Origin of the sequence: Massilia endophytica (assembly GCF_021165955.1) — a bacterium.
Classification (GTDB): domain Bacteria; phylum Pseudomonadota; class Gammaproteobacteria; order Burkholderiales; family Burkholderiaceae_D; genus Rugamonas; species Rugamonas endophytica.
Genome location: NZ_CP088952.1, coordinates 3,610,969 through 3,630,977, shown reverse-complemented (window position 1 = coordinate 3,630,977; position 20,009 = coordinate 3,610,969). Strand labels below are relative to the sequence as shown.

The window sequence follows — 20,009 nt, the reverse complement described above, 5'->3', positions numbered from 1 at the left end:
CCTGAGAGCATGTGCTACTCTGGAATCACGGGCTCGACGAAGTCCGGTCAAGAAGACATTCCAAAACGAGGAGATACATCGCTATGAAATACCTGTTCCGTCACCTGCTGCTGGCCCTGTTTGCCCTCGCTGTCGGCGGCTCCGCTTCCGCCCAATCCACCCATCGCGGCACGGCCGACGAGGCGGTGGCCATGGTCAAGAAAGCGGTCGCCTATCTGGAAAAGAACGGCCGCGCCAAGGCGATTGCCGCCTTCAACGATCCGAAAGGCGAGTTCATCAACGGCGACCTGTATGTCTTCATGTTCGGCACCACCGGCGATGAACGCGGCGTGGCCCTGGCCCACGGCCAGAACCCGAAAATGGTGAACAAGAACCTGGTGGAGCTGAATGCGGGCGGGGTTTACCCCATCAAGGAGTTCCTGAAGATCGCCGGCAGCCCCGCCGGCAAGGGCTGGGTGTCATATAAATGGCCGAATTCGGTCAGCAAGAATCTCGAAGATAAGTCCACTTACGTCGAGAAGGCGGGCGATGTGCTGATTGGAGTTGGTATTTATAAATAATTTCCGCTATTTGCGCGTAACTTGCGCCTAATATCTTTCTACGCCCCGCTTCCTGCGGGGCGTAGTTTTTTCATCCGGATGCGTTATGATGGGCCCAGCAGCACGCGCTCGCCAAGGCAGAGCTTGTGTTCAATGCAGTCGAACAGACCGGATGAAACATGGCATACAGATGGCACAGCGAAGACAGTGCCTGGCTCGAACACGCGCCGGGCACGGGGTCCAGCCGCTTTGAACTGGAACGCAGCAGGGAACTGAGTCCCGTCGCCTGGGCTCACGCACGCGGACGCCTGGCAGATGTGGCGGCCGTGCTCGGCGCAGCGCTTCCAGCGAGCTGCGATCACGCGGCGATCTTCCCCGAAAATTTTGCGTTCTGCCCCGATTGCGGCGCTCCCTTGCTGCAGGCGGGCGATGCCCCGCGCCTCATCCCGGCCTGGGCCGCGCCGCCCGGCACCGCCGCGCTTCCTGCCAGCGCCTGGCCTTTGCCCAAGCACGCGCCGCAGGGACTGCCGCTCACTTCCGCTCCCTTGGCGCAGGCGCTGGAGAAGCGGGCGCCCGAGCCTGCGGTGGGCCAGGCCGAGCTGCGCCTGCCCGTGCCGCCGAATGCAGTCAGCGCCTTCATCTCCGGCACCTTCGGTTTTGCTGCGCAGCGCCTGCTGGCGCTGGCCTACACGCGCAATGTGCTGCAGTACTGGGACCCCTGCGCCAGCCATTGGCAACTGCTGGCGCCGGAAGAGGGCGCGGCGCAACTGCGCTTCGAGCGCTCCGCCTTTGCCTGGCTGCCTGCATCCGGCGGAAGGCGGGGCGAGGTGGGACTGCTGCCGGGCGATGGCGGCCTGTATCGCCTGCTCGTCAATCCCGTCAACGAAAGCTTCCGCACGGAAGCCGTGCTGCACGCGCCGCTGGCGTCCAGCCCGGGCGCGGCCGGCCGCTATATCGCCTGCCTTGTGGCTGCCCCGGAGGGGCCGCGCCTGTGGACAGCGCTGGCGGATGGCGCCGATCCGGAATCCCTCCCGGTCAACGGTTCAGAGGTGCCTGACAGTGGCTGGTCCCGGCCCTACAGCTATGACGGCGCCCTCGTGTGGCTGCATGAGCGCGGCCATCTGCTGTGGCATCCGGGACGCGCGCCGCAATGGCTGGCCTGGCCCTTCCCGTGGAAGCCGCGCCTGCAGTTCGGCGGCCCCGCCCGCAGCCGCGACGGCCGCCTGTGGCTGATCGGGCACGACGGCGAGAGCTATTCCTTTCGCGAGCTGGGCCGCGCCGGAGGGCAGGTGCAGCCCATCGACGGCGCGCGCCTCGGCTTCAATACGCTGCTGTTCCGGCGCGGGCACCAGGTCAAGAACGATCCCTGGTCGGTGGAAGACGTGGAAGACCAGCGCCATGGCGATGCCCTCGTGCTGCCGCTGCTGGAGAACATCTCGGCCACGCGCAGCCAGCCTTCCGGCCTGGTGCTGCGCATCGAGGGCTATACCGGCAAGGCGGAGGCGGCGCTCAGCGGCGAGCTGCTGCCCCGCACCCTGTTCGAGTGGGTGGGGCAGCGTAATGTGATCCTGGACGAAATCGTGCGCCTGCGGCATCCGGCGGACTGCCTGCCCTTCGTGCATAACGACTGTCTCTGGCTGCATCACCCGTCCTGGAACCATATCCGTGGCTGGCGTCTTGGGGAGGAGCCATGAAGGCGCTGCTGTTCGCGCTGTGCTGCGCGGCCGCCGCACCCGCAGGCGCCGTATCGCACGTGTTCCTGGTCCAGAACTCGGGCTGGATGGAACCGTTCTACAGCGACCCGGCCTCGCAGTACAAGGCGCTGGTGCGCGAGGTTGCGCTGGCGGCCGTGCAGCCTGGCGATGCGCTGGTGATGGCCTCCTTCAACCAGAGCCTTCCCGGCGCGCCTTCGCCCAGGGCCCTGCTGGCGCTGAAGGTGGATGCGAAGCCGCCGCGCGACGCCATCGCGAACGCCCTCGCATCGCTGGCCGTGGCGCGCAAACCGGGCAGCAGCGCGCTGGCCGATACGGACCTTGGCGAGGCCGTGCGCGCGTCCATGGACGTGGCGCTGGGCGGCAAGCCCGGCCTCGTGTGGCTCTTCACCAATAACCGCAACAGTCCGAACAACGACCAGGCCACGGCGCGCCGCAACCGCGAGTTCTATCAGCTGATCCACGAGGGCGGCGCAATCCGCAAGGCGCTCGCCTTTCCCCTGCATATGCCGGTGCATGGCGCCAGCTACAGCGCGAACGGTTTGATGGTGTACGTGTTTGCCGTGCAGGAGGAAGGGGCGCGCGAGCTGGACCGCCTGATGGCCAGCGGCCGCGTGCAGCAGGTGATCACCGAGCCGCCTGCGCGCCTCAAGCCCCTGGACCAGGACACCGTGCGCCTGCTGCCCGCGAAGGTGGAGAACCTGCCGGGCGTTGCCTTCAGCACGCTGCCCAATGGCCTGCTGCGCGCGGACATCGATGCCGATACCGGGGCCGCGCAAGGCGCTTCGGCACGCATCGCCTGGCGCATGGAGAACGCCATCTATCCCTACACCATCGCACACGCGAGGATCGCGGCCCGCGCAGATATCGCAGGCAGTGAAGCGCCGATCCGGCTGGAACATGGCGCTATCACCGCGCTCAGCCCCGGCAAGCCGCAGGCCATGGCTTCCGCCATGCCGCTGCCGCTTGGGGAGCTGCCAGGCAAGTGGTCCCTGCAGGCCTTGCGTTCGGCAGGTTCCGCGCAGGTTCTGCCGGCACGCATCGAGGTCCAGCTCGCGGACCAGAAACTCGAACTGTCGCAGGCGTTCCGGCAGCGCATGGCGGCGCTCTTTCCAGGCGATCCGCTGCCAGAGATCTTCACGCCGCCCGCGCAGATACAGGGTTCGCGCGCCACGCTGCCGCTTGAGGTGCGCGTTCATTACGGCATGGCGCCGCTGGCCATGGCGGCAGGCGCCGCGCTAGCCCTGCTGGGCGCCGCCGCAGCGGCGACGGTGGCCATGACGAGGCCGCGCAAGGTTCTCCTCACCATAGACGGAGAACCCCGTACCGTGCGCGCCAAGCCCGGCGCGCGCACGCCGCTCTACGATCGCACCGGCATGCAGGCGGCAACGCTTCACACCACCGTTTTCGGTAACCAGCTGGCGGACGTGCGCGAGGGCGCGCAGGTCCGCCTTGGCAAATGAGGACACCATGCAGACACCAGATCCAGGATTCAAAGTCCCCGACAGCAAGTCCCCGAAGGCGCCGGATGGCTCCAATCCTGCGCTCTCCACCACGCCGCCTCCGGCAGCGGGAACGCCCATCGAGGTCGCGCCGGTCGCCGGGGCGCCTGCCACCGATACCTCAACGCGCGACATCGCCATCGGCAGCGGGATATTCGTGGTGCTGCTGCTGGTGTTCTTCCTGGCGCGGAACGCCTATGCCAACCACCTGGTGCGCAAGCGCGTGTCGCCCGCGTCCGCCGACACGGCGGGCTGGCTGATGTTCTTCGGCCTCTCCTTCCTGAGCGCGGCGGTCGTACTGGGCCTGCTCAATGCAAGCAAGTTCCTGAATCTCGCCGTCACCGGCACCTTGCTGGTGTTCGGCATCGCCGCGCTGGTGGGCGCCTTCATTACCGGCCGCCGCTAGGAGACGCCCATGGACGAGAAGAAGACGGAACTCAAGGTAGACCTGCGGCCCACGCTGTTCATCGGCGCGGGCGGCACGGGCATGGAAGTGCTGATGCGCATCCGCAGGCGCATTCTGTCCGCAGTGTGGAACCGCCACCATCCCACCCGCGTTGACGCCATCGGCGACTTTCCCGTTGCGCGCTTCCTGCATATCGACCTCGATAGCGGCGCGGTGATCGACGAGGGCAAATCGCAGCGCACCGACCCGTGGTACGAGCTGGTGAAACTCAGCGACGAGGAAAGGCTGGTCGAACCGATCGATCTGCAGCAGTACCACGAGTCGGACGACAGCCTGGCGCGCTTCCCCCTGATCGAAAGCTGGATGCCGCTGCGGCCGAAGAAGCTGCGTTCCCTGGGTATCGATCCGTCCAAGGGAGCGGGCCAGATCCGCGCCGTGGCGCGGCTCTACCTGTACGACAAATATCCCAAGCTGCGCGGCCGCATCAAGGGTGCGCTCAATTTCCTGAGCGGGAACGCGGGCCAGGAGCGCAAGGAAAACTACCAGCGCCTCGGCCTGCAGGTGGATACGTCGAAGTTCCGCATTGTGGTGATCGGCTCCAACGCGGGCGGCACCGGGGCGGGAACGATGATGGACCTGGGCTGGATCGCCAAGGCCATCGCCCGGCAGGAGGTGGCGGACAGCCAGGTGGACGCGGTGATGTTCATGCCCACCGGCTATGCCCGCGCCAACAAGGAACGCACCGAGGCCAATGCCTACGCCACGCTGATGGAACTGGAAACGGCCATGCGCGACATGAACGCTCATGTTCGCTGGGCGGACCCGGACAGCCTGACAGGCCGTGGCGCGCCTTTCGACGACGTGTACCTGGTCGATACGGCCAACCTCGCCAACAAGGCCACGCTGGACGTGAAGGACGTGTACCAGATGGTGGCGGACTCCCTGTTCGAAGACTTCGCTTCCGCCGATTTCGCCAACCGCAAGCGCTCCGTCGCGGTCAACCAGCAGCAGCACAAGCTGGGGCCTTTCAATCCGCGTGTGCCGGAGCAGCGCTTCGGCGACATGCGCCTTTCGTACTCGAAGGTGTACTCGGCCTTCGGGCAGTCGGTGCTCGATACCCAGCAAAGCCTGCGCGAGGACATACGCGCCTACGAGCTCGCGGGGCTGATGGTGAAGGCCTTCTTCGGCGTGATGGGCAGCGATGGCGCGCCTGCGCGGCGGGCCGGGGACCAGGAGCGCGACGTCTTCATGCGCGAGCACATGGCGATGAGCGAGCAGCCATTCGACGAGTTCCCGGACTTCCGCCGGGGAACCGTGGATACGACGCCCTTCCACGAATACGCGCTGGTCGGCCAGCTCCTGCAGGACAAGGACGAGCGCTCCCTGCTGGAGCGGGTCGAGAGCAAGGTGCAGATGGAGATCGACCGCATCATGGCGGGCTACGACCTGAAAGTGTGGCGCGAAAAGGTGGCCGAACTGCTGCCGCAGCTGGAACGCGACGCCATCCGCGAGGCGGGCGCCACGGCGGAGACGAGCGAGGACAGGCTGAAGCGCCACACCAGCGAACTGGCGGTGCGGCTGAAGGAGCGCGTGCGCAGCCGCCTTTACGCCCTGCTGGACGACCGCAAGCAGGGCGGCCTGGAGTTCGTGCTCTCCCTGCTGGAGCAGGTCAAGGGGCGCCTGGCGCAGCGCGACCTGCCGCACATGGAACGCAATGCGCTGCGCTACCGGGAGATGCGCGATGTGCTGCGCACCCGCCAGGTGGAGGAGTCGCTGAACAATCTCACCCAGGCCTCCGGCAAGCTGCTGGGGCGGGAACAGCAGTCGCGCGAAGTGATGGCGCACCTGAAGCGCGACCTCTCGGACTATCTGCGCTTCCACATGCTCGCCGTGGCGGCAGGGCAGGCCATCGTCCTGCTGAAGGAGATGTCGCTCTGGCTGGGCGATATCCGCACGGTGGACGAGAAGGGCCGGGGGGAATGGACAGGCATTGCAGGGGAATTCCAGGAAGGCCGCCGCAGCGTGGAGGCGATGCTGGGCGCAGTGGACCAGCGCATTGCCCAGCTGCGGGCGGACGCCCAGCACGAACACGCCACCTATATGAAGCTGGCCAGCGATACGCCGCCGGAGCCGGTGCGCCTGAGCGGCGATGTGAGCGCCTGGAGCGAGGAGGTGCTGCGCGAATTCGGCGGTTCCGCGCGCCTGTTCCCGCAGCTGGGCGAGGAGAAGCTGCGCGCCTCACTGCTTCTCAAGCTGTTCCGCCGCGCGCAAGTGCAGCTGGCGACCGTGCAGCCGGGCGATGCGCCCGCCACGGACCCGCTGCTCGAAAGGCTGCTGACGCTCACGCCGCAGGAGCGCCAGCGCATCTTCAACGAATGGATACGCAGCGCCATGCCATGGGTGAACGCGCGTTTCGGCGCCGAGTACACGCCGAACGCCGACCAGTTCAAGTGCTTCATCGGCGTGGCGGACGCCCATGCCTGGCGCAGGCTGGAAGGCGAGCTGCGGGCTGCCGTGCCAACAGGCTTTTTCCACGGCGACCTGCTCAACCTGGTCAACACGGGCATCGGCGGCCGGGCGGTCTGCTACATCGAGCTTTCCGGCTTCCCCATGACAGTGCTGCGCGGCCTGCCGACCTGGCGCACGTCCTACCAGATCGAGAACCCGAAGATTCCCACACACCTGCATTTCGATTCCACGCGCTTCCGCCACCCCATTTCGCCGAGCATGGATGAACTGAACCGGCTGGCGGACGACTATGAATGGTTCCTGCAGGCCGTAGCGCTGGGCGTGTTGCGCCGCAAGGCGGACCTGGCGGACCGGGAAGCGAGCTTCCAGCCGCACGGCCAGTATCTGTTCGAGGTGGAGCGCGGATCGGGCGAGTGGCTGCAGATCGGGAATGAGTTCGCAATACGGTCCAACGGCCTGCCGCCTTACTACCGCGATCAGTTGATTGCCGCCGTCCAGCAGCGCCTGGGCAGGATGGGGCCGCACCAGATGCTGCTGCTGGCCACCCTCATGCGGCACTATCAGCTGCGCGTATACCAGCCGCGCCTGGAGGTCGATGAAACGGGCGCCGAACTGCCGTCGCCCTCGCTGCCGAACATTACGGCACGGCGGCTGCACGACGCCTGGCTGCGCCGCGCGCACGCTTCCGATCCTGCGCTTGGTCCCGCCAGCGAGGAGCGGGCCATGGAATCGCTCGCGCAGTGGAGCGAGATCGTTCCCGGATCGGCCAGCGACAGCTACAGCTGGGAGGTGCAGCAGCAGGCGGACAAGCGCGTGCTGCGGCCCGAGTACCTGGCCAGCGAGTCCGCCGCGGTTTCCATCTTCGGCAGCGCGCCGCCGCTGGCGCCTGACTCGCTGTACAAGGTCTTCCTCGACCGGGTACAGCAGGGGCCATTCAACCTGCAGGAGCTGGCGCAGCGCATTGCGCGCGGCGAGATCGTGCGTGGAACGAAGCTGTGGAATATGCGCTGGGTGCCGCATGTGGACCAGTGGAAGACGGCCGCCGAGCTGCCTGAGGTCGCGGCGCTCTTCGAAGGCGCGATTCCCGATCCGCAGGACGATATTCCCGACCCGGAATAAGGAGCAGCGGTGACCGAGCTTCATGCCTGCGTGAACAGCGAGTGCGGGAAGACCTTCCCGCGCGCGGTGAACTTCTGCCCCTACTGCGGCGTACGGCAGCAAGGCACAGCCGCGCCTCCGGCAGCGGCCCGTGCGCCGGACCTTGCGCAGGACATCGCACCAGCCGGCCGGCAAGCGGCGGAGCGGGCCGCTGCCGACATGGCAGCCGCCGAACGCGTGGCCGCTTACCGCGCTGCGGCGGGGCGGGCGTCTGCCGGGCGGGCCGCACAGGAACGCGAGACAGCGCAGGCCACGGCAGATGCGGCGGCCCCACCGGCCGCCGCACCTGCGCAGGAGAGCAGCGCGCCACGCGCGGCCCGGCCTCCGGTGCGCGAGCCCGTGGGGAAGGGCACCTGGGTCGTTGTCGCCTTGCTCCTGCTGGCCATCTGGCTGATGGTGAGGCCGGAGAACCGGACGAAGAAGTTCGAAGGCCGCGTTGCCGAAGCAATTGCGCAGGCTGGCGGCTGCCGCATTGGCGATGCGCGCGCCGGGCTGGCGGAATTGAAGACCGCGAAGGCGTCGGCGGAACAGCTCCAGCGTGTGCAGCAGGCGATCAACGATGCGGCGCCGGCCTGCGACAAGGCACGGCAGCGGGCGAAGGCCTGGACCGAACTGCAGCCCGTGCTGAACGGCGCATTGAAATCCAACGCGCCCGACCGCGCGGCAACCCGGTTGAAGGCTTTCACCGCCAAGTGGGGCGAGGACGCGGAAACCGATGCCTTGTTCGCGCGCATCGACACCATGCGCGCCGAGAACCTGCTGGACGAGGCCCGCAGCTGCATCGCGCAACGCAAGCGCGCCTGTGCGGAAGCGAAGATACAGGCGGCGGAAAAGCTGAACCGGCCCGAAGCCGCGCCCCGGCTTCAGGCCTTGCGCGAAGACCTTTCAAGGCTGCTCGAAACCACCCTGCTGGATGAGACTCCAGCGCCCGCGCAGTAGCCAACATAGCGCTCCGCCCGGCCCGATTTTGCTATGCTGGGGAGAAAGTTTGTTGGAGGAGTGGCTATGCGGACACAGCACTGGATCGGCATCATCATTCTCGGGCTCGCGCTGGCGGGCTGCGACAGGCAGGAGGACAAGCGGATCAAGGAAGGCCCGGCCGAACGCGCCGGGCGCCAGATCGACCAGGCGGCGGCCAAGGCGGCCGTGGAACTGGACAAGGCGGCCGAAGATGCAGGCCGCACCATCAACAAGGCCGCCGAGGTGATCGGCGAGAAGATGGAAAAGGCAGGCGAGAAGGTGCAGGATTCGGCGCGTGAGGCGCGCGCGGAGGAAGAGCGGAAGAAGAAAGAGGAGAAGTAGCGTTCAGCTGCTGGTTTTGCGCTGCACGTTCAGCGGCACCACATTGCTGGCTGACGGCGGCGGCACACCCGGCGCTCCGCCCAGCACCACGCTCAGGTCCACGAAGCCTTCGCGCCACGCGCGCTCCAGATCCTGCTCGATGTGCTCCATGGTGGTGCTGTGGAAGTTCGAGAAGCCGCGCACGCCGTAGGCCCTGTTGCGGCCATGTGCCTTCGCGAGATACAGGGCCATGTCCACCAGGTTGACCGCGCGCTCCCATGGCAGCGGGGTATTGCCCGGCATGAGCGGGAAGGGCGCGAAGCCGACCGATACATTGACCGGGATGGCGGTGCCCTGGTAGTCCAGAGGCTGGGTGGAGATGCTGTACAGGATGCGCCGCGCCACTTCCTCCAGGCTGCTGCGCGGCACCGAAGGCAGGAAGGCCAGGAATTCTTCGCCGCCCCAGCGCACGATCATGTCCGTTTCGCGCAAGGCCACGCGCAGCTGCTCCGCAATCATCTTCAGCACGGCGTCGCCCGCGGCGTGGCCATGGGTGTCATTGACGTGCTTGAAATGGTCCACGTCCAGCAGGAAGAGGGCGCCCACCATTTCCTCGTCGCTGCCTGCGCCGCGCCGTTCGTGGTGGTTGTGGGCCCGCATGTATTCCTGGAAGTGGCGGCGGTTGTAGAGGGAGGTGAGGGGGTCCAGGGAGCTTTGCTGCTTGAGCTCCAGGTTCTTCACTTCCAGCTGGGCGTTCGCCTGCCGCACCTTGCGGTAGAGGAGGCCCACGATGACCGATGCGAGGGCGAACACCAGTGCCAGCAGCCACCACACGCGCTGCTGCAGCCGGCGGTTATCCAGCTCCGCGCTCTTCGCCAGGTTCTCGTGGCTCAGCGACTCGATCTGGCGCTGCTTCTTCTCGGCGTCGTACTTCTCCTGCAGCTCCAGCACGGCTTTCTGCCTTGCCTTCTCGAACAGCTCATTCGACAGCCTGCGCTCGCGGTGGTAGGCGGAAACGGCGGCGGCATAGTCGCCCGCGCGTTCCAGCGCATCGCCGTACTCGGTCAGGATGATCTGCAGTTCGGGCTTGTCGTTCAGTTTTTCATAAACGGCCAGCCCGGCTTCGAAACTCTTCTTCCCTTCGGCGACGCGCCCCATGCCGAGGTAGGCCTGGCCGATGTTGATGCGGGCCGTGGCTTCGGTGCGCGTGTCGTTCATCTTCAGCGCTGCCTGCAGCGATTCGTTGCCGAAGCGGAGGGCGCTCGCATAGTCGCGCTGCTTGAGGTAGATGTCCGAGAGGTTCACCAGCGTGGTGGCCTCCATGCGGCGGGCGCCCAGCTTGCGCACCACTTCCAGGCCGCGCAGCAGGGCGCGCATGGCGCGTTCATCCTGCTGGGTGTCGATGGCCAGGCCGTACTCGGTGCTCAGCGCAATGGCCAGCCGTCCGGGTGAATTGAGCTTGTGCGCCACTTCCATGGACTCGGCCTGCACTTCCCAGCCCTTGTCGTATTCCTTGAGCTGCACATAGACCAGCACCAGGGCGTTGAGGGCCATGGCCAGCGGGGTCAGGTCTTCGGTGATGGGGCGCGCCAGGTCCACGGCCAGCTGCAGCTTGGGCAGCGCGCTGGGGAAGTTCCCCTGTTCCGCAAAGCTCTGGCCCGCCGTGATCGTGGCCTGCACGCGCAGCGGCATGTCGTTCGTGGTGTTGGCGATCTTTTCGGCTTCGAAGGCCACCGCATGCGAGGCTTTCAGCTCGCTCATGGCGGACAGCGTGTAAGCCTTGGCCAGCATGCCCTTGGCGAGAAGGGCGTTGTCCTTGTGGGCCTTGCCGAAGGCGATCAGCTGTTCAGCGGCCTGCAGGGATTTTTCGTTGTCGTGGATGCCGCGCCAGGCGGATGCCATCTGCACCAGGAATTCGCCATAGGCGGCGGGCGGTGCGCTGCGCGCTTCGCTGTCGATCTTCTGCAGGCGGTGCAGGGCCTGGTCGGGCATGAAGCGCACTTGCTCGCGGATGGCCGCGATCTCGCTATCGAGCGGAGTCTCGCCGAAGGCGAGTACCGGCGCAAGCAGGCAGGCCGCTCCCAGCAGCCTTATGCCACGCGAGATCGTCGATGCCGGTAATCCTGCCAACTTTGTGTCCTCGAGCCTGCACGGCGCCTATCGACGGCGCGAATCGTGTCATTCCATTATAGGTCGTTGCAGTTCGGAAATTCAGGATCGAGAAGACTTTTTTTCGAAAAGTGACCTTTTCCCTACACTTCGCACCAATTTGTTGATAGTTAGCCAGCGTTGTCACGCAGCCAACTGCTGCAGCAGGTAGAGGCGCTGGTACAGGCCCTGGTCGATCTGCATCAGTTCATCGTGGGCGCCCGCTTCCGCGATGCGGCCGTGATTGAGCACGATGATGCGGTCGGCATCGCGGATGGTGGACAGGCGGTGGGCGATGGCGATGATGGTGACGCGGCCGCGCAGCTCGTTCATTGCCGCCTGCACGATCTGCTCCGTGGCGCTGTCGATGCGCGAGGTGGCTTCGTCCATGAGCAGGATGCGCGGCTGGCCAGCCAGGGCGCGCGCAATGGCGATCAGCTGCTTCTGGCCGGAGGAAAGGCGTGAGCCGCCTTCGCCGAGCATGGTGTCGTAGCCATCCTCCAGCGCCTGGATAAAGCCGTGCGCGTGCGCCGCCCGCGCCGCCGCCTCGATCTGCTCCTGCGGCAGGCCGCGGCCCATGTCGATATTCTCGCGCGCCGACGCCGCGAGCAGGAAGGGGTCCTGCGGCACCAGGCCCACGTCGCTGCGGAACTGCTCCGTGTCGATATCGTCCAGGGGGCGGCCGTTCATCAGTATGCTGCCGTGGCGCGCAGGGTAGTAGCGCAGCAGCAGGGACATGAGCGTGGACTTGCCGCTGCCCGTGTGGCCCACCACCCCGAAGAAGGCGCCCTGCGGGATCGTGAGCGACAGGTCGTGCAGCACCGGCTGGCCGGGGTTGTACTCGAAGTCCAGGTGGCTGATGGCGATGGCGGGAGCGTCCGGATCGTTGGCTGCGCTGCGCACGCCGTGCCGGCCCGCATGGTGTTCCTGCGCGTCCTCTTCCGCCAGCAGGGCGGCCACGCGGCTCGTGGCCACGACGGATTGCTGCAACTGGCTGAACTGCATGGTGATCTGGATGAGGGGCTCGATCACGCGGGCGATGTAGTTGATGAAGGCGTACAGCACGCCCACTTCGGCGGCGCTCATGCTGCGCTGGCCGAAGGCGAAGATCACGCCCGCAAGCAGGATCACGTTGAGCATGTCCAGCGCGGGGCGCAGCAGCCAGGCGTTGGCGCGGATCTCGGCCACGCGCTGCGTGTAGTGCTGTTCATTCGTTTTTGCGAAGCGCTCGGTGAAGCGCTCGCCCGCGTTGTTCGCCTGCAGGACGCTCATGCCGCCGATGGATTCCGCCATCTGCGCATTGATCTCGCTGCGCAGCTGGCGCGCGCGCGTCACGGCGGGCGCGCTCAGGCGCTGGTAGAGGAAGACGATCAGCAGCACGCAGGGCAGCAGGGCCACCACGATCAGCATCAGGCGCCAGTCCAGCCATGCCATGGCGCACACCATCCCCACCAGCACGATGGAGTTGTCCAGCATGACGAACAGCACCTGGATGTAAAGCCCCTTGACCGCTTCGGTATCGTTTGTAACGCGCGAGACCAGCTGGCCGGTGATGGCGCGGTCGAAGAAGGCCATGGGCAGGCGCAGCACGTGGCTGTAGACGCGTTCGCGCAGGCGCTGCACGGAGCGCATGGCGAGGCCGGAGAGACGCACCAGCTGCATGTAGCGCAGGATGGTGGAGGCCCAGCCGGTGAGCAGCACGCCCGCCAGCAGCAGGCCCATTGCCGTCCAGTCCAGGCGGCGCGGCAGCAGGTGCTCGTCGATCAGGCGCTTGCCCAGCAAGGGGCCGAGAACTTCGAGACCGGCGGCGCAGATCAGCCAGAGCAGGGCCCAGTAAAGGTGGTGCATGTCCGGCCTGGTCACGCTGTGCAGCAGGCGGTAGGAAAGCGCCATGGAGCGCTGCTTGTCTTGGGTCTCAGGCTGCATCGAGGCTGGCCTCCAGTTGTTGATAGCGCCACTGGCTGGCATACCAGCCGTTCAGGGCGAGCAGTTCTTCATGCGTGCCCGACTCGCTGATGCGGCCATCGCGCAGCACCACAATGCGGTCCGCGTCCACCACGGCGCTCAGGCGGTGGCTGGCGATGATGGCGCTGCGTTCGGGCCGCGCGCGGCGCAGCTCTTCGAGGTGTTCCAGGATGCGCGTCTCGGTGCCGGTATCGACGGCCGACAGGGCATCGTCCAGCAGCAGGAGATCGTTATCGGACAGGAGCGCGCGCGCAATCGCCACGCGCTGGCGCTGGCCGCCCGAGAGGGTGATGCCCCGTTCGCCCACTTCGGTCTCGTACTTCTGCGGGAAGAGCTGGATGTCGTCGTGAATGGCTGCGAGGTCGGCGGCGTGCTCGATTTCGGCGCGCGTCGCTTCCGGCCGCGCCAGCGCAATGTTCTCCGCGATGCTGGCCGAGAACAGGAAGGATTCCTGCGGCACCCAGCTGATGGCGTCGCGCAGCGTGGCCAGCTTGTACTCCTCCAGGGCATGTCCGCCCCAGCGTACCGCGCCCTGCTGCGGCGTGAGCTGGCGCAGCAGCACGCGCAGGAGGGTGGACTTGCCCGCGCCCGTCGGCCCCACGAGGCCAAGCGTCTGTCCCGGCTTGAGCGTGAGCGACAGGCCGGAGAGCGCAGGCGTGGTCTGGCCGGGGTAAGCCACGGTGATATCGTCCAGCACCAGTTCTCCCGGCTCGAATGCCGTGACGGTGCCGCGGTCGTCGATGGAGAGCGGCTCGTCCAGCATGGGCTGGAGCCGCGCCCAGGCTGCGCGCCCGCGTTCGATCAGCGACAGCACCCAGCCCGCCGCGAACATGGGCCAGATCAGCAGGCTCAGATACATGCTGAAGCTGGTCAGCGCGCCGATGGAGAGCTGGCCGTTCCATACCAGGTAGCCGCCGTAGCCCAGGGACAGCACGGCCGCCGCGGACAGCGTGAGGCCGAACGCGGGTTCGTAGGCGGCCTCCCAGCGCTGGGAGGTGAGGTTGGCCTGGGCGGCATGCCCCGCCAGTTCGGAGAAGCGCGCGCTGCTGCGCTGTTCCAGGCCGAGCGTACGCAGGGTGCGCACCCCGGAGAGGGTCTCCTGCACATGTTCGTTCAATGCGCTGAAGCGCTTCAGGGAATCGGCGGAGGCGGTGTGGATGTGGCTCGAAATGCGCCAGAAGGCGTAGGCCATCAGGGGGAAGGGCAGCAGGGCCACGAGGGCGAGGCGCCAGTCCACGCCCAGCAGCATCATGCCCAGCACCATGGCCAGCGTGAGCGAGCCGTCGAAACCCGCCAGCGCCGCCTCGCCCGCCGCCATTTCGATGGCGTCGATGTCGTTGGTGGCCAGCGCCATCAGGTCGCCGGTGCGCTGCTTCTGATAGAAGGCCGGCCCCTGGCGCGAAAGGCGGCGGTAGAAGCGCGTGCGCAGCTCCACGCCCAGCTGGTAGGCGGCCGAGTAGAGGCGGATGCGCCAGGCCACGCGCAGGGCGTAGTTGAGCAGTCCGACCAGGAGCAGGAGGCCGACGCCGGTCAGCAGCTCATGGGGACCAAGACGGTGGGCGGCAAGGTCGTCCACCATGGAGCCGATTTTTCGGGGAATCCAGATGCCGATGATGGCAACGCCGGTCAGCATGACAGCCGAACCGGCATAGGCGCGCCAATGCGAACGCACGAAGCCGCCGATAAGCCTCGATAAACTCATGAAATATCCTTGCAGTGAGCCCGCTAGGATACATCAGGATAGATTTGTTGACAGGGCGCAGACGCAGCAGAGGGGACCGACCCCGGACGGGGTCTGTCCCCGGTGACGAGGCCCGTCACCGAACACAGTCAGCGAAGCTTATTTGCGCGGCTTCGCGGCTACCGGAATGGAAGTCACCGCCTCCGACACCGCCTTGGCCGCCGCGGCGGGCTTGGCCTTCACCGGTTTGGCGTGGACCACTTCCTCATCCGCCTCCACGGGCGCGGCGGCGGGTGCGGAAGCCGTGGCGGCGGCGACCAGGTCGGCCGCCTTCCCGGCAGCAGGCTGCGCGGCTTCCACCACCAGCTGGGCCGTCTTCCTTGCCTCGGCGGGGGCGGCCGCCGCGGCCGTGCGCACCGCCTCGTTGGCGCTGCGGGCGGCGCTCAGCTGCTCCTTGGCCGTCTGCAGCAGCTCGGCCTGCGTCTGGCTGGCGATGGTAAACAGCTCGCGGCCGTAAGCCAGCACGGTATCGATGGGCGCCTTGGCCGCATCGGTGCTGAAAAACTCCTTGGGATCGCGGGTTTCGAACAGCCTGCGCGCCGCCTCCGAGCCCTGCTCGACCGTGGTGCGGGTGGTGCTCAGGTTGAGGGCGATGACTTTCTGCGCCCCTTCGAAGGTTTTGCTGGCAAGGCGGTTCAGGATATCGAACTGGGTTTCGAATTGCGTTTTGGCTGCCTGGGACAACTGCTCGGGAATCGGAAACATACTCTCTCCTGCGAACGGTTAGAAATGGTGCGATGCAATATCCCATTCTAGTCAGGATTGGTCGCGGCGCAAAGCGTTTTTCGCTTACTTCGCATCAAAATTAATGCAGCGCAACATTGCACGAAGGGGCGCGCGATGCCTACAATCATCCATCGACGCGAGCGGAGGAAGAGGATGGATGCTGTCATCAGGAACGCAACGCTGCCGGACGGCAGGCAAGGCATCGATATCGCAATCGATGCCGGGCGCATCGCCGCGATCGGCCCCTGCCTCCCCGTGCAGGCGCGGCAGCAGTTCGACGCGGAAGGCGATCTGGTAACCCCGCCTTTTGTGGACGCCCACTTCCACATGGACGCCACGCTCAGCTACGGCCTGCCGCGCGTCAACCAGTCAGGCACCCTGCTTGAGGGAATCGCGCTGTGGGGCGAACTCAAACCTTCGCTGAGCCAGGATGCGCTCGTGGAGCGCGCCATGCAGTATTGCGACTGGGCGGTGGCGCGCGGCCTGCTCGCCATCCGCACCCACGTGGACGTATGCGACGACCGCCTGCTGGCGGTGGAGGCCCTGCTGGAAGTGAAACGCCGCGTGGCGCCATATCTCGACCTGCAGCTCGTCGCCTTCCCGCAGGACGGCCTGCTGCGCAGCCCCACCGCCTTCGCCAACCTGAAACGCGCCATCGCCATGGGCGTGGACGTGGTGGGCGGCATTCCCCATTTCGAACGCACCATGGCCGACGGCGCCGAGTCCGTGCGCCTGCTCTGCGAATTCGCGGCGGACAAGGGCCTGCGCGTGGACATGCATTGCGACGAGTCGGACGATCCCCTGTCGCGCCATATCGAAACCCTGGCGGCCGAAAGCAACCGCCTCGGCCTGCACGGCCGCGTGGCCGGTTCCCACCTCACTTCGATGCACTCGATGGACAACTACTACGTAAGCAAGCTGCTGCCGCTGATCCGCGAAGGCGGCGTGGCGGCCATCGCCAACCCTCTCATCAACATCACCCTTCAGGGACGGCACGACAGCTATCCCAAGCGGCGCGGCATGACACGCGTGCCCGAGCTCATGGCCGCTGGCGTCGACGTGGCCTTTGGCCACGACTGCGTGATGGACCCCTGGTACAGCCTTGGTTCCGGCGACATGCTGGAGGTGGCGCATATGGGCCTTCACGTGGCGCAGATGACAGGCCAGCAGGCCATGCGCGCCTGCTTCGACGCGGTGACGCAAACGCCCGCGCGCATCCTGGGCCTGGAAAGCTACGGCCTGGAAGAGGGCTGCCATGCGGACCTGGTGATGCTCGATGCAGCCGATCCGGTTGAAGCGATCCGCCTGCGGGCGGCGCGCAGGATGGTGATGCGGCGCGGGGAGGTGGTGGCCGAATCGCCGCGCGCCGTCGCAAAGCTTGCGCTGCCCGGGCGTCCGTCCCAGGCCGACTTCCGCCTTCACCGCGCGGGGCAGGCATGAGCGCCGTGATCTCCACCGCGCGCCTCACGCTGCGCGTGATCAGCGTGGACGACGCGCCGTTCTATTTCGAACTGGTGAATAATCCAACTTGGCTGGCCGGTATCGGCGACAAGGGCATCCGCACCCTGGAGGCAGCGCGCGAAGCGATCATGAGCGGACCGGTGGCAATGCAGGAACGCCTCGGCTATTCGCTGTATGTCATGGAGCGCACGGAAGACGGCACGCCCATGGGGCTCTGCGGCCTGATAAAGCGCGACAGCCTGCCGGATACGGATATCGGCTATGCCATCCTGCCGCGCTACAACGGCCAGGGCTATACCTACGAGGCTGCGACTGCCGTGGTGGCGCATGCCCGAGACCATATAGGCCTGAAAAGACTGCTGGGGATTACCTCGCCGAAGAACGAGGCGTCCAATTACCTGCTGCAGAAGCTCGGCCTGAAATTCGTGCGCGTCATCCATACGAGCGACACCGATCCGGGAACGAATCTGTACAGCATCACCTTCTAAGGGGAGCGAGATGAAATTTTCAGATCTGAAGATTGGTTTCAGGCTTGCGCTGCTGGGCGCCTTCTTCCTGCTGGCAGTGCTGGTGGTGGGCTACCAGGGATTGAGCGCGCTGTCCTTCATCAAGGAGCGCAACGAGTCGGGCATGGCGCGTTCGACGACGCTGACCGCGGCGGTGGACAAGGCGCGCAGCTCGCAGGTGGAGTTCAAGATCCAGGTGCAGGAGTGGAAGAACATCCTGCTGCGCGGCGGCGACGCGGAAGCCCTGCAGCGCTACACCGATGCGTTCCGCAAGAGCAGCGACCAGACCCAGGCCGAACTGCGCGAACTGCGCGGCCTGATGGAGAAACTGCAGCTGAAAACCGAGCAGGTGGACGTGGCGCTGCGCATGCACGACGAGCTGGGACGCAACTACTTGAACGCACTGAAGCAGTACGACTCCGCCAATCCGGAAAGCGCAAAAGCCGTCGACGCGCTGGTGAAGGGCATGGACCGGGCGCCGACCAAACAGATCGACGGTATTGTGGAATACATCGGCGAACAGTCGCGCAAGCTGATGGGAGAAGTGGCGCGCGATAACGAGGAGGCCAACAGGAGCGCCACCATGTCGCTCGGCATCATGCTGGCAGTGACGCTGGCGCTGGGCGCGGCCATTCTGGTGTGGCTGGTGCGGGGCATCACGCGCCCGCTGTCCCAGGCCATCGATATCGCCAAAACCGTGGCATCGGGCGACTTGCGCTGCAATGTCGAGGTGCGCTCGAAGGATGAGGTGGGCCAGCTGCTGGCGGCACTGAAGCAGATGAACGACAACCTCGCGAGCATCGTGGGCCGGGTGCGCGCAGGCACGGAGCAGATTGCGGGGGCCTCGACCGAGATCGCCACGGGCAACCTGGATCTTTCTTCCCGCACCGAGGAGCAGGCGGGCGCGCTGGAGGAAACGGCATCGTCCATGGTGGAACTCACGAGCACTGTGCGCCACAACAGCGAGAACGCCAACGAGGCAAGCAGGCTGGCCGATGCGGCCTCGCAGATCGCGGCGCGCAGCGGGGCAACCGTGTCGGACATGGTGCAGACCATGGAAGCCATCAACGAGTCCTCGCGCCGCATCTCGGACATCATCGGCGTTATCGACGGCATCGCCTTCCAGACCAATATCCTCGCCCTGAACGCGGCGGTGGAGGCGGCGCGCGCGGGGGAGCAGGGGCGGGGATTCGCCGTGGTGGCGAGCGAGGTGCGCAACCTGGCGCACCGGTCCGCCGGCGCGGCGAAGGAAATCAAGGAGCTGATCGGCGTATCCGTGCAGCGGGTCGAGGCGGGTACGCGCCTGGCCGGTCAGGCAGGCGTGACGATGGACGAAGTGGTGAACAGCGTGCAGCAGGTGACGGCCATCGTCAGCGAGATAGCCTCCGCCAGTTCGGAGCAGCAGCAGGGCATCGAGCAGGTGAGCAGCGCCATCAGCCAGATGGACAGCGTGACGCAGCAGAACGCGGCGCTGGTGGAGGAAGCCGCAGCGGCGGCGGACGCCCTGCAGCAGCAGGCTGCTGCGCTGGCGGAAGCGGTGTCCGTCTTCAAACTCCACGACACCCCGCGCCTCTCGCCGCAGCGCCTTCCGGCGTTGATCAGCTAAGTTCGCCGAAATCGGGCATGCTTGCGAATGGAAGAATCAGCGTGTCCGGATCGTTCGGCAGTGGGACGAAGCCGTATCTTTGGTAGAAGGCGGCAGCTCCTTCTTTTGCGTCAACGAAAAGCGCAAACCCGCCCACAGACTTGGCTGCGCTATATGCACGCTCCATCGCTTCAATGAGAAGATACTCGCCCAGATGACGGCCCTGCGCCGTCCTGTCGACAGCCAGACGGGCTACGGTATAGCCCGGTACCGTTCGCGGCAACTTCTTGCGCATGCTGGCGGGGAGTTCTTCCCTGCTTGTCAACGTTCGAACCGCCAGTGTCACGAATCCGTTAATCCTGCCTGGGTTCTTCTCGTCCAATGCGACGAAAGTCCGTGACATCCCATTTTTCTGGTGTTGCATCGCTGTCGTCTGCAGCCAGCTATTGAGTGCAGGATTGCCGCAATCAAAGCTGCTTATGTCATGCACGCTTTCGAGCGGTTTTAGTTCCGGCGCCATATTTCGCTTTCTTGAAGCGCTCAAAAGCACGCGTCAGTGCGGCATTCGGGGGAGCAGGATTCTCAAGCAGGTCCAGCATCATGGCTGCATCATCGCGGGACATAAGGATCATCTTTTCCCGGTCGATCACACGTTGCGCTTCCTTCAGTGCTGCCTGAATGACAAAGCTGTTCAAGGTCGTTCCGGACAACTCGGCAGCCTCGCTCAGCGTTTCCGCCACGGAGCTGGAAACCCGCGCAGTAATACGCTCTCGTTCCGTAGTTGCTTTCATATGGCTAACCCACACGTCA

Annotated in this window: 16 protein-coding genes; 10 read left to right on the top strand and 6 right to left on the bottom strand. The window is 66.0% G+C overall.

The features are described 5' to 3' along the window. Positions 1–83: 83 nt before the first annotated feature. The 7 genes from LSQ66_RS16600 to LSQ66_RS16570 all read left to right on the top strand — a co-directional run bounded on the left by LSQ66_RS16600 (position 84) and on the right by LSQ66_RS16570 (position 9,088). Positions 84–560 (top strand): cache domain-containing protein, encoded by a 477-nt coding sequence (locus tag LSQ66_RS16600; RefSeq protein WP_231766299.1) that lies wholly within the window; start codon positions 84–86, stop codon positions 558–560. Positions 561–718: 158 nt separating this feature from the next. Beyond that, entirely contained in the window at positions 719–2,233 is a 1,515-nt protein-coding gene (locus LSQ66_RS16595) for a hypothetical protein (protein WP_231766298.1), read from the top strand. Then, complete coding sequence (locus tag LSQ66_RS16590; RefSeq protein WP_231766297.1) at positions 2,230–3,714, top strand: hypothetical protein; 1,485 nt, start codon at positions 2,230–2,232, stop codon at positions 3,712–3,714. Before LSQ66_RS16595 ends, LSQ66_RS16590 begins: the two co-directional genes overlap by 4 nt. A 7-nt stretch (positions 3,715–3,721) precedes the next feature. After that, a complete protein-coding gene (locus LSQ66_RS16585; RefSeq protein WP_231766296.1) occupies positions 3,722–4,159 on the top strand; it encodes a hypothetical protein in 438 nt (145 codons plus the stop codon). Positions 4,160–4,168: 9 nt separating this feature from the next. Continuing rightward, a complete protein-coding gene (locus LSQ66_RS16580) occupies positions 4,169–7,747 on the top strand; it encodes a tubulin-like doman-containing protein (RefSeq protein ID WP_231766295.1) in 3,579 nt (1,192 codons plus the stop codon). Positions 7,748–7,756: 9 nt separating this feature from the next. Continuing rightward, entirely contained in the window at positions 7,757–8,725 is a 969-nt protein-coding gene (locus LSQ66_RS16575) for a hypothetical protein (protein WP_231766294.1), read from the top strand. Between the two features lie 66 nt (positions 8,726–8,791). Further along, on the top strand, positions 8,792–9,088 hold the full coding sequence (locus LSQ66_RS16570) for a hypothetical protein (RefSeq protein ID WP_231766293.1): 297 nt from the start codon (positions 8,792–8,794) through the stop codon (positions 9,086–9,088). A 3-nt stretch (positions 9,089–9,091) separates the two neighbouring features. Here the strand turns inward: LSQ66_RS16570 and LSQ66_RS16565 are convergent, their stop codons facing one another. From LSQ66_RS16565 to LSQ66_RS16550, 4 genes are all read right to left on the bottom strand, one after another. Then, positions 9,092–11,197 (bottom strand): sensor domain-containing diguanylate cyclase, encoded by a 2,106-nt coding sequence (locus LSQ66_RS16565; RefSeq protein ID WP_231766292.1) that lies wholly within the window; start codon positions 11,195–11,197, stop codon positions 9,092–9,094. Between the two features lie 162 nt (positions 11,198–11,359). Continuing rightward, entirely contained in the window at positions 11,360–13,108 is a 1,749-nt protein-coding gene (locus tag LSQ66_RS16560; protein WP_407659642.1) for an ABC transporter ATP-binding protein, read from the bottom strand. Between the two features lie 22 nt (positions 13,109–13,130). After that, complete coding sequence (locus LSQ66_RS16555; protein WP_231766291.1) at positions 13,131–14,882, bottom strand: ABC transporter ATP-binding protein; 1,752 nt, start codon at positions 14,880–14,882, stop codon at positions 13,131–13,133. Positions 14,883–15,020: 138 nt separating this feature from the next. Beyond that, positions 15,021–15,626 (bottom strand): phasin family protein, encoded by a 606-nt coding sequence (locus LSQ66_RS16550; protein ID WP_231766290.1) that lies wholly within the window; start codon positions 15,624–15,626, stop codon positions 15,021–15,023. A 174-nt stretch (positions 15,627–15,800) separates the two neighbouring features. On the opposite strand from LSQ66_RS16550, the gene LSQ66_RS16545 reads away from it, so the two are divergent. Genes LSQ66_RS16545 through LSQ66_RS16535 form a run of 3 tightly spaced genes read left to right on the top strand, consistent with a single transcriptional unit; the run spans position 15,801 to position 19,220 of the window. Next, positions 15,801–17,087: an amidohydrolase family protein gene (locus LSQ66_RS16545; RefSeq protein WP_231766289.1), complete on the top strand. Its 1,287-nt coding sequence runs from the start codon at positions 15,801–15,803 to the stop codon at positions 17,085–17,087. After that, the gene (locus tag LSQ66_RS16540; RefSeq protein WP_231766288.1) at positions 17,084–17,596 is read left to right on the top strand and encodes a GNAT family N-acetyltransferase; all 513 of its coding nucleotides are present in this window, start codon (positions 17,084–17,086) and stop codon (positions 17,594–17,596) included. The genes LSQ66_RS16545 and LSQ66_RS16540 overlap by 4 nt, the downstream gene beginning before the upstream one ends. 10 nt (positions 17,597–17,606) lie before the next feature. Further along, entirely contained in the window at positions 17,607–19,220 is a 1,614-nt protein-coding gene (locus tag LSQ66_RS16535) for a methyl-accepting chemotaxis protein (protein WP_231766287.1), read from the top strand. Here the strand turns inward: LSQ66_RS16535 and LSQ66_RS16530 are convergent. Further along, positions 19,213–19,719, bottom strand: a complete 507-nt coding sequence (locus tag LSQ66_RS16530) for a GNAT family N-acetyltransferase (protein ID WP_231766286.1) — start codon at positions 19,717–19,719, stop codon at positions 19,213–19,215. The two genes, LSQ66_RS16535 and LSQ66_RS16530, sit on opposite strands and share 8 nt — an antisense overlap. Beyond that, positions 19,682–19,990: a type II toxin-antitoxin system TacA family antitoxin gene (locus LSQ66_RS16525; protein ID WP_231766285.1), complete on the bottom strand. Its 309-nt coding sequence runs from the start codon at positions 19,988–19,990 to the stop codon at positions 19,682–19,684. Before LSQ66_RS16525 ends, LSQ66_RS16530 begins: the two co-directional genes overlap by 38 nt. Positions 19,991–20,009 lie beyond the last annotated feature (19 nt).

What these genes read in the sequence shown, in the direction of transcription:
- LSQ66_RS16600 (WP_231766299.1), top strand. Translation starts at nt 84, where the DNA reads ATGAAATACCTGTTCCGTCACCTGCTGCTGGCCCTGTTTGCCCTCGCT.
- LSQ66_RS16595 (WP_231766298.1), top strand. Translation starts at nt 719, where the DNA reads ATGGCATACAGATGGCACAGCGAAGACAGTGCCTGGCTCGAACACGCG.
- LSQ66_RS16590 (WP_231766297.1), top strand. Translation starts at nt 2,230, where the DNA reads ATGAAGGCGCTGCTGTTCGCGCTGTGCTGCGCGGCCGCCGCACCCGCA.
- LSQ66_RS16585 (WP_231766296.1), top strand. Translation starts at nt 3,722, where the DNA reads ATGCAGACACCAGATCCAGGATTCAAAGTCCCCGACAGCAAGTCCCCG.
- LSQ66_RS16580 (WP_231766295.1), top strand. Translation starts at nt 4,169, where the DNA reads ATGGACGAGAAGAAGACGGAACTCAAGGTAGACCTGCGGCCCACGCTG.
- LSQ66_RS16570 (WP_231766293.1), top strand. Translation starts at nt 8,792, where the DNA reads ATGCGGACACAGCACTGGATCGGCATCATCATTCTCGGGCTCGCGCTG.
- LSQ66_RS16560 (WP_407659642.1), bottom strand. Translation starts at nt 13,108, where the DNA reads ATGGCGCTTTCCTACCGCCTGCTGCACAGCGTGACCAGGCCGGACATG.
- LSQ66_RS16555 (WP_231766291.1), bottom strand. Translation starts at nt 14,882, where the DNA reads ATGAGTTTATCGAGGCTTATCGGCGGCTTCGTGCGTTCGCATTGGCGC.
- LSQ66_RS16550 (WP_231766290.1), bottom strand. Translation starts at nt 15,626, where the DNA reads ATGTTTCCGATTCCCGAGCAGTTGTCCCAGGCAGCCAAAACGCAATTC.
- LSQ66_RS16545 (WP_231766289.1), top strand. Translation starts at nt 15,801, where the DNA reads ATGGATGCTGTCATCAGGAACGCAACGCTGCCGGACGGCAGGCAAGGC.
- LSQ66_RS16540 (WP_231766288.1), top strand. Translation starts at nt 17,084, where the DNA reads ATGAGCGCCGTGATCTCCACCGCGCGCCTCACGCTGCGCGTGATCAGC.
- LSQ66_RS16535 (WP_231766287.1), top strand. Translation starts at nt 17,607, where the DNA reads ATGAAATTTTCAGATCTGAAGATTGGTTTCAGGCTTGCGCTGCTGGGC.
- LSQ66_RS16530 (WP_231766286.1), bottom strand. Translation starts at nt 19,719, where the DNA reads ATGGCGCCGGAACTAAAACCGCTCGAAAGCGTGCATGACATAAGCAGC.
- LSQ66_RS16525 (WP_231766285.1), bottom strand. Translation starts at nt 19,990, where the DNA reads ATGAAAGCAACTACGGAACGAGAGCGTATTACTGCGCGGGTTTCCAGC.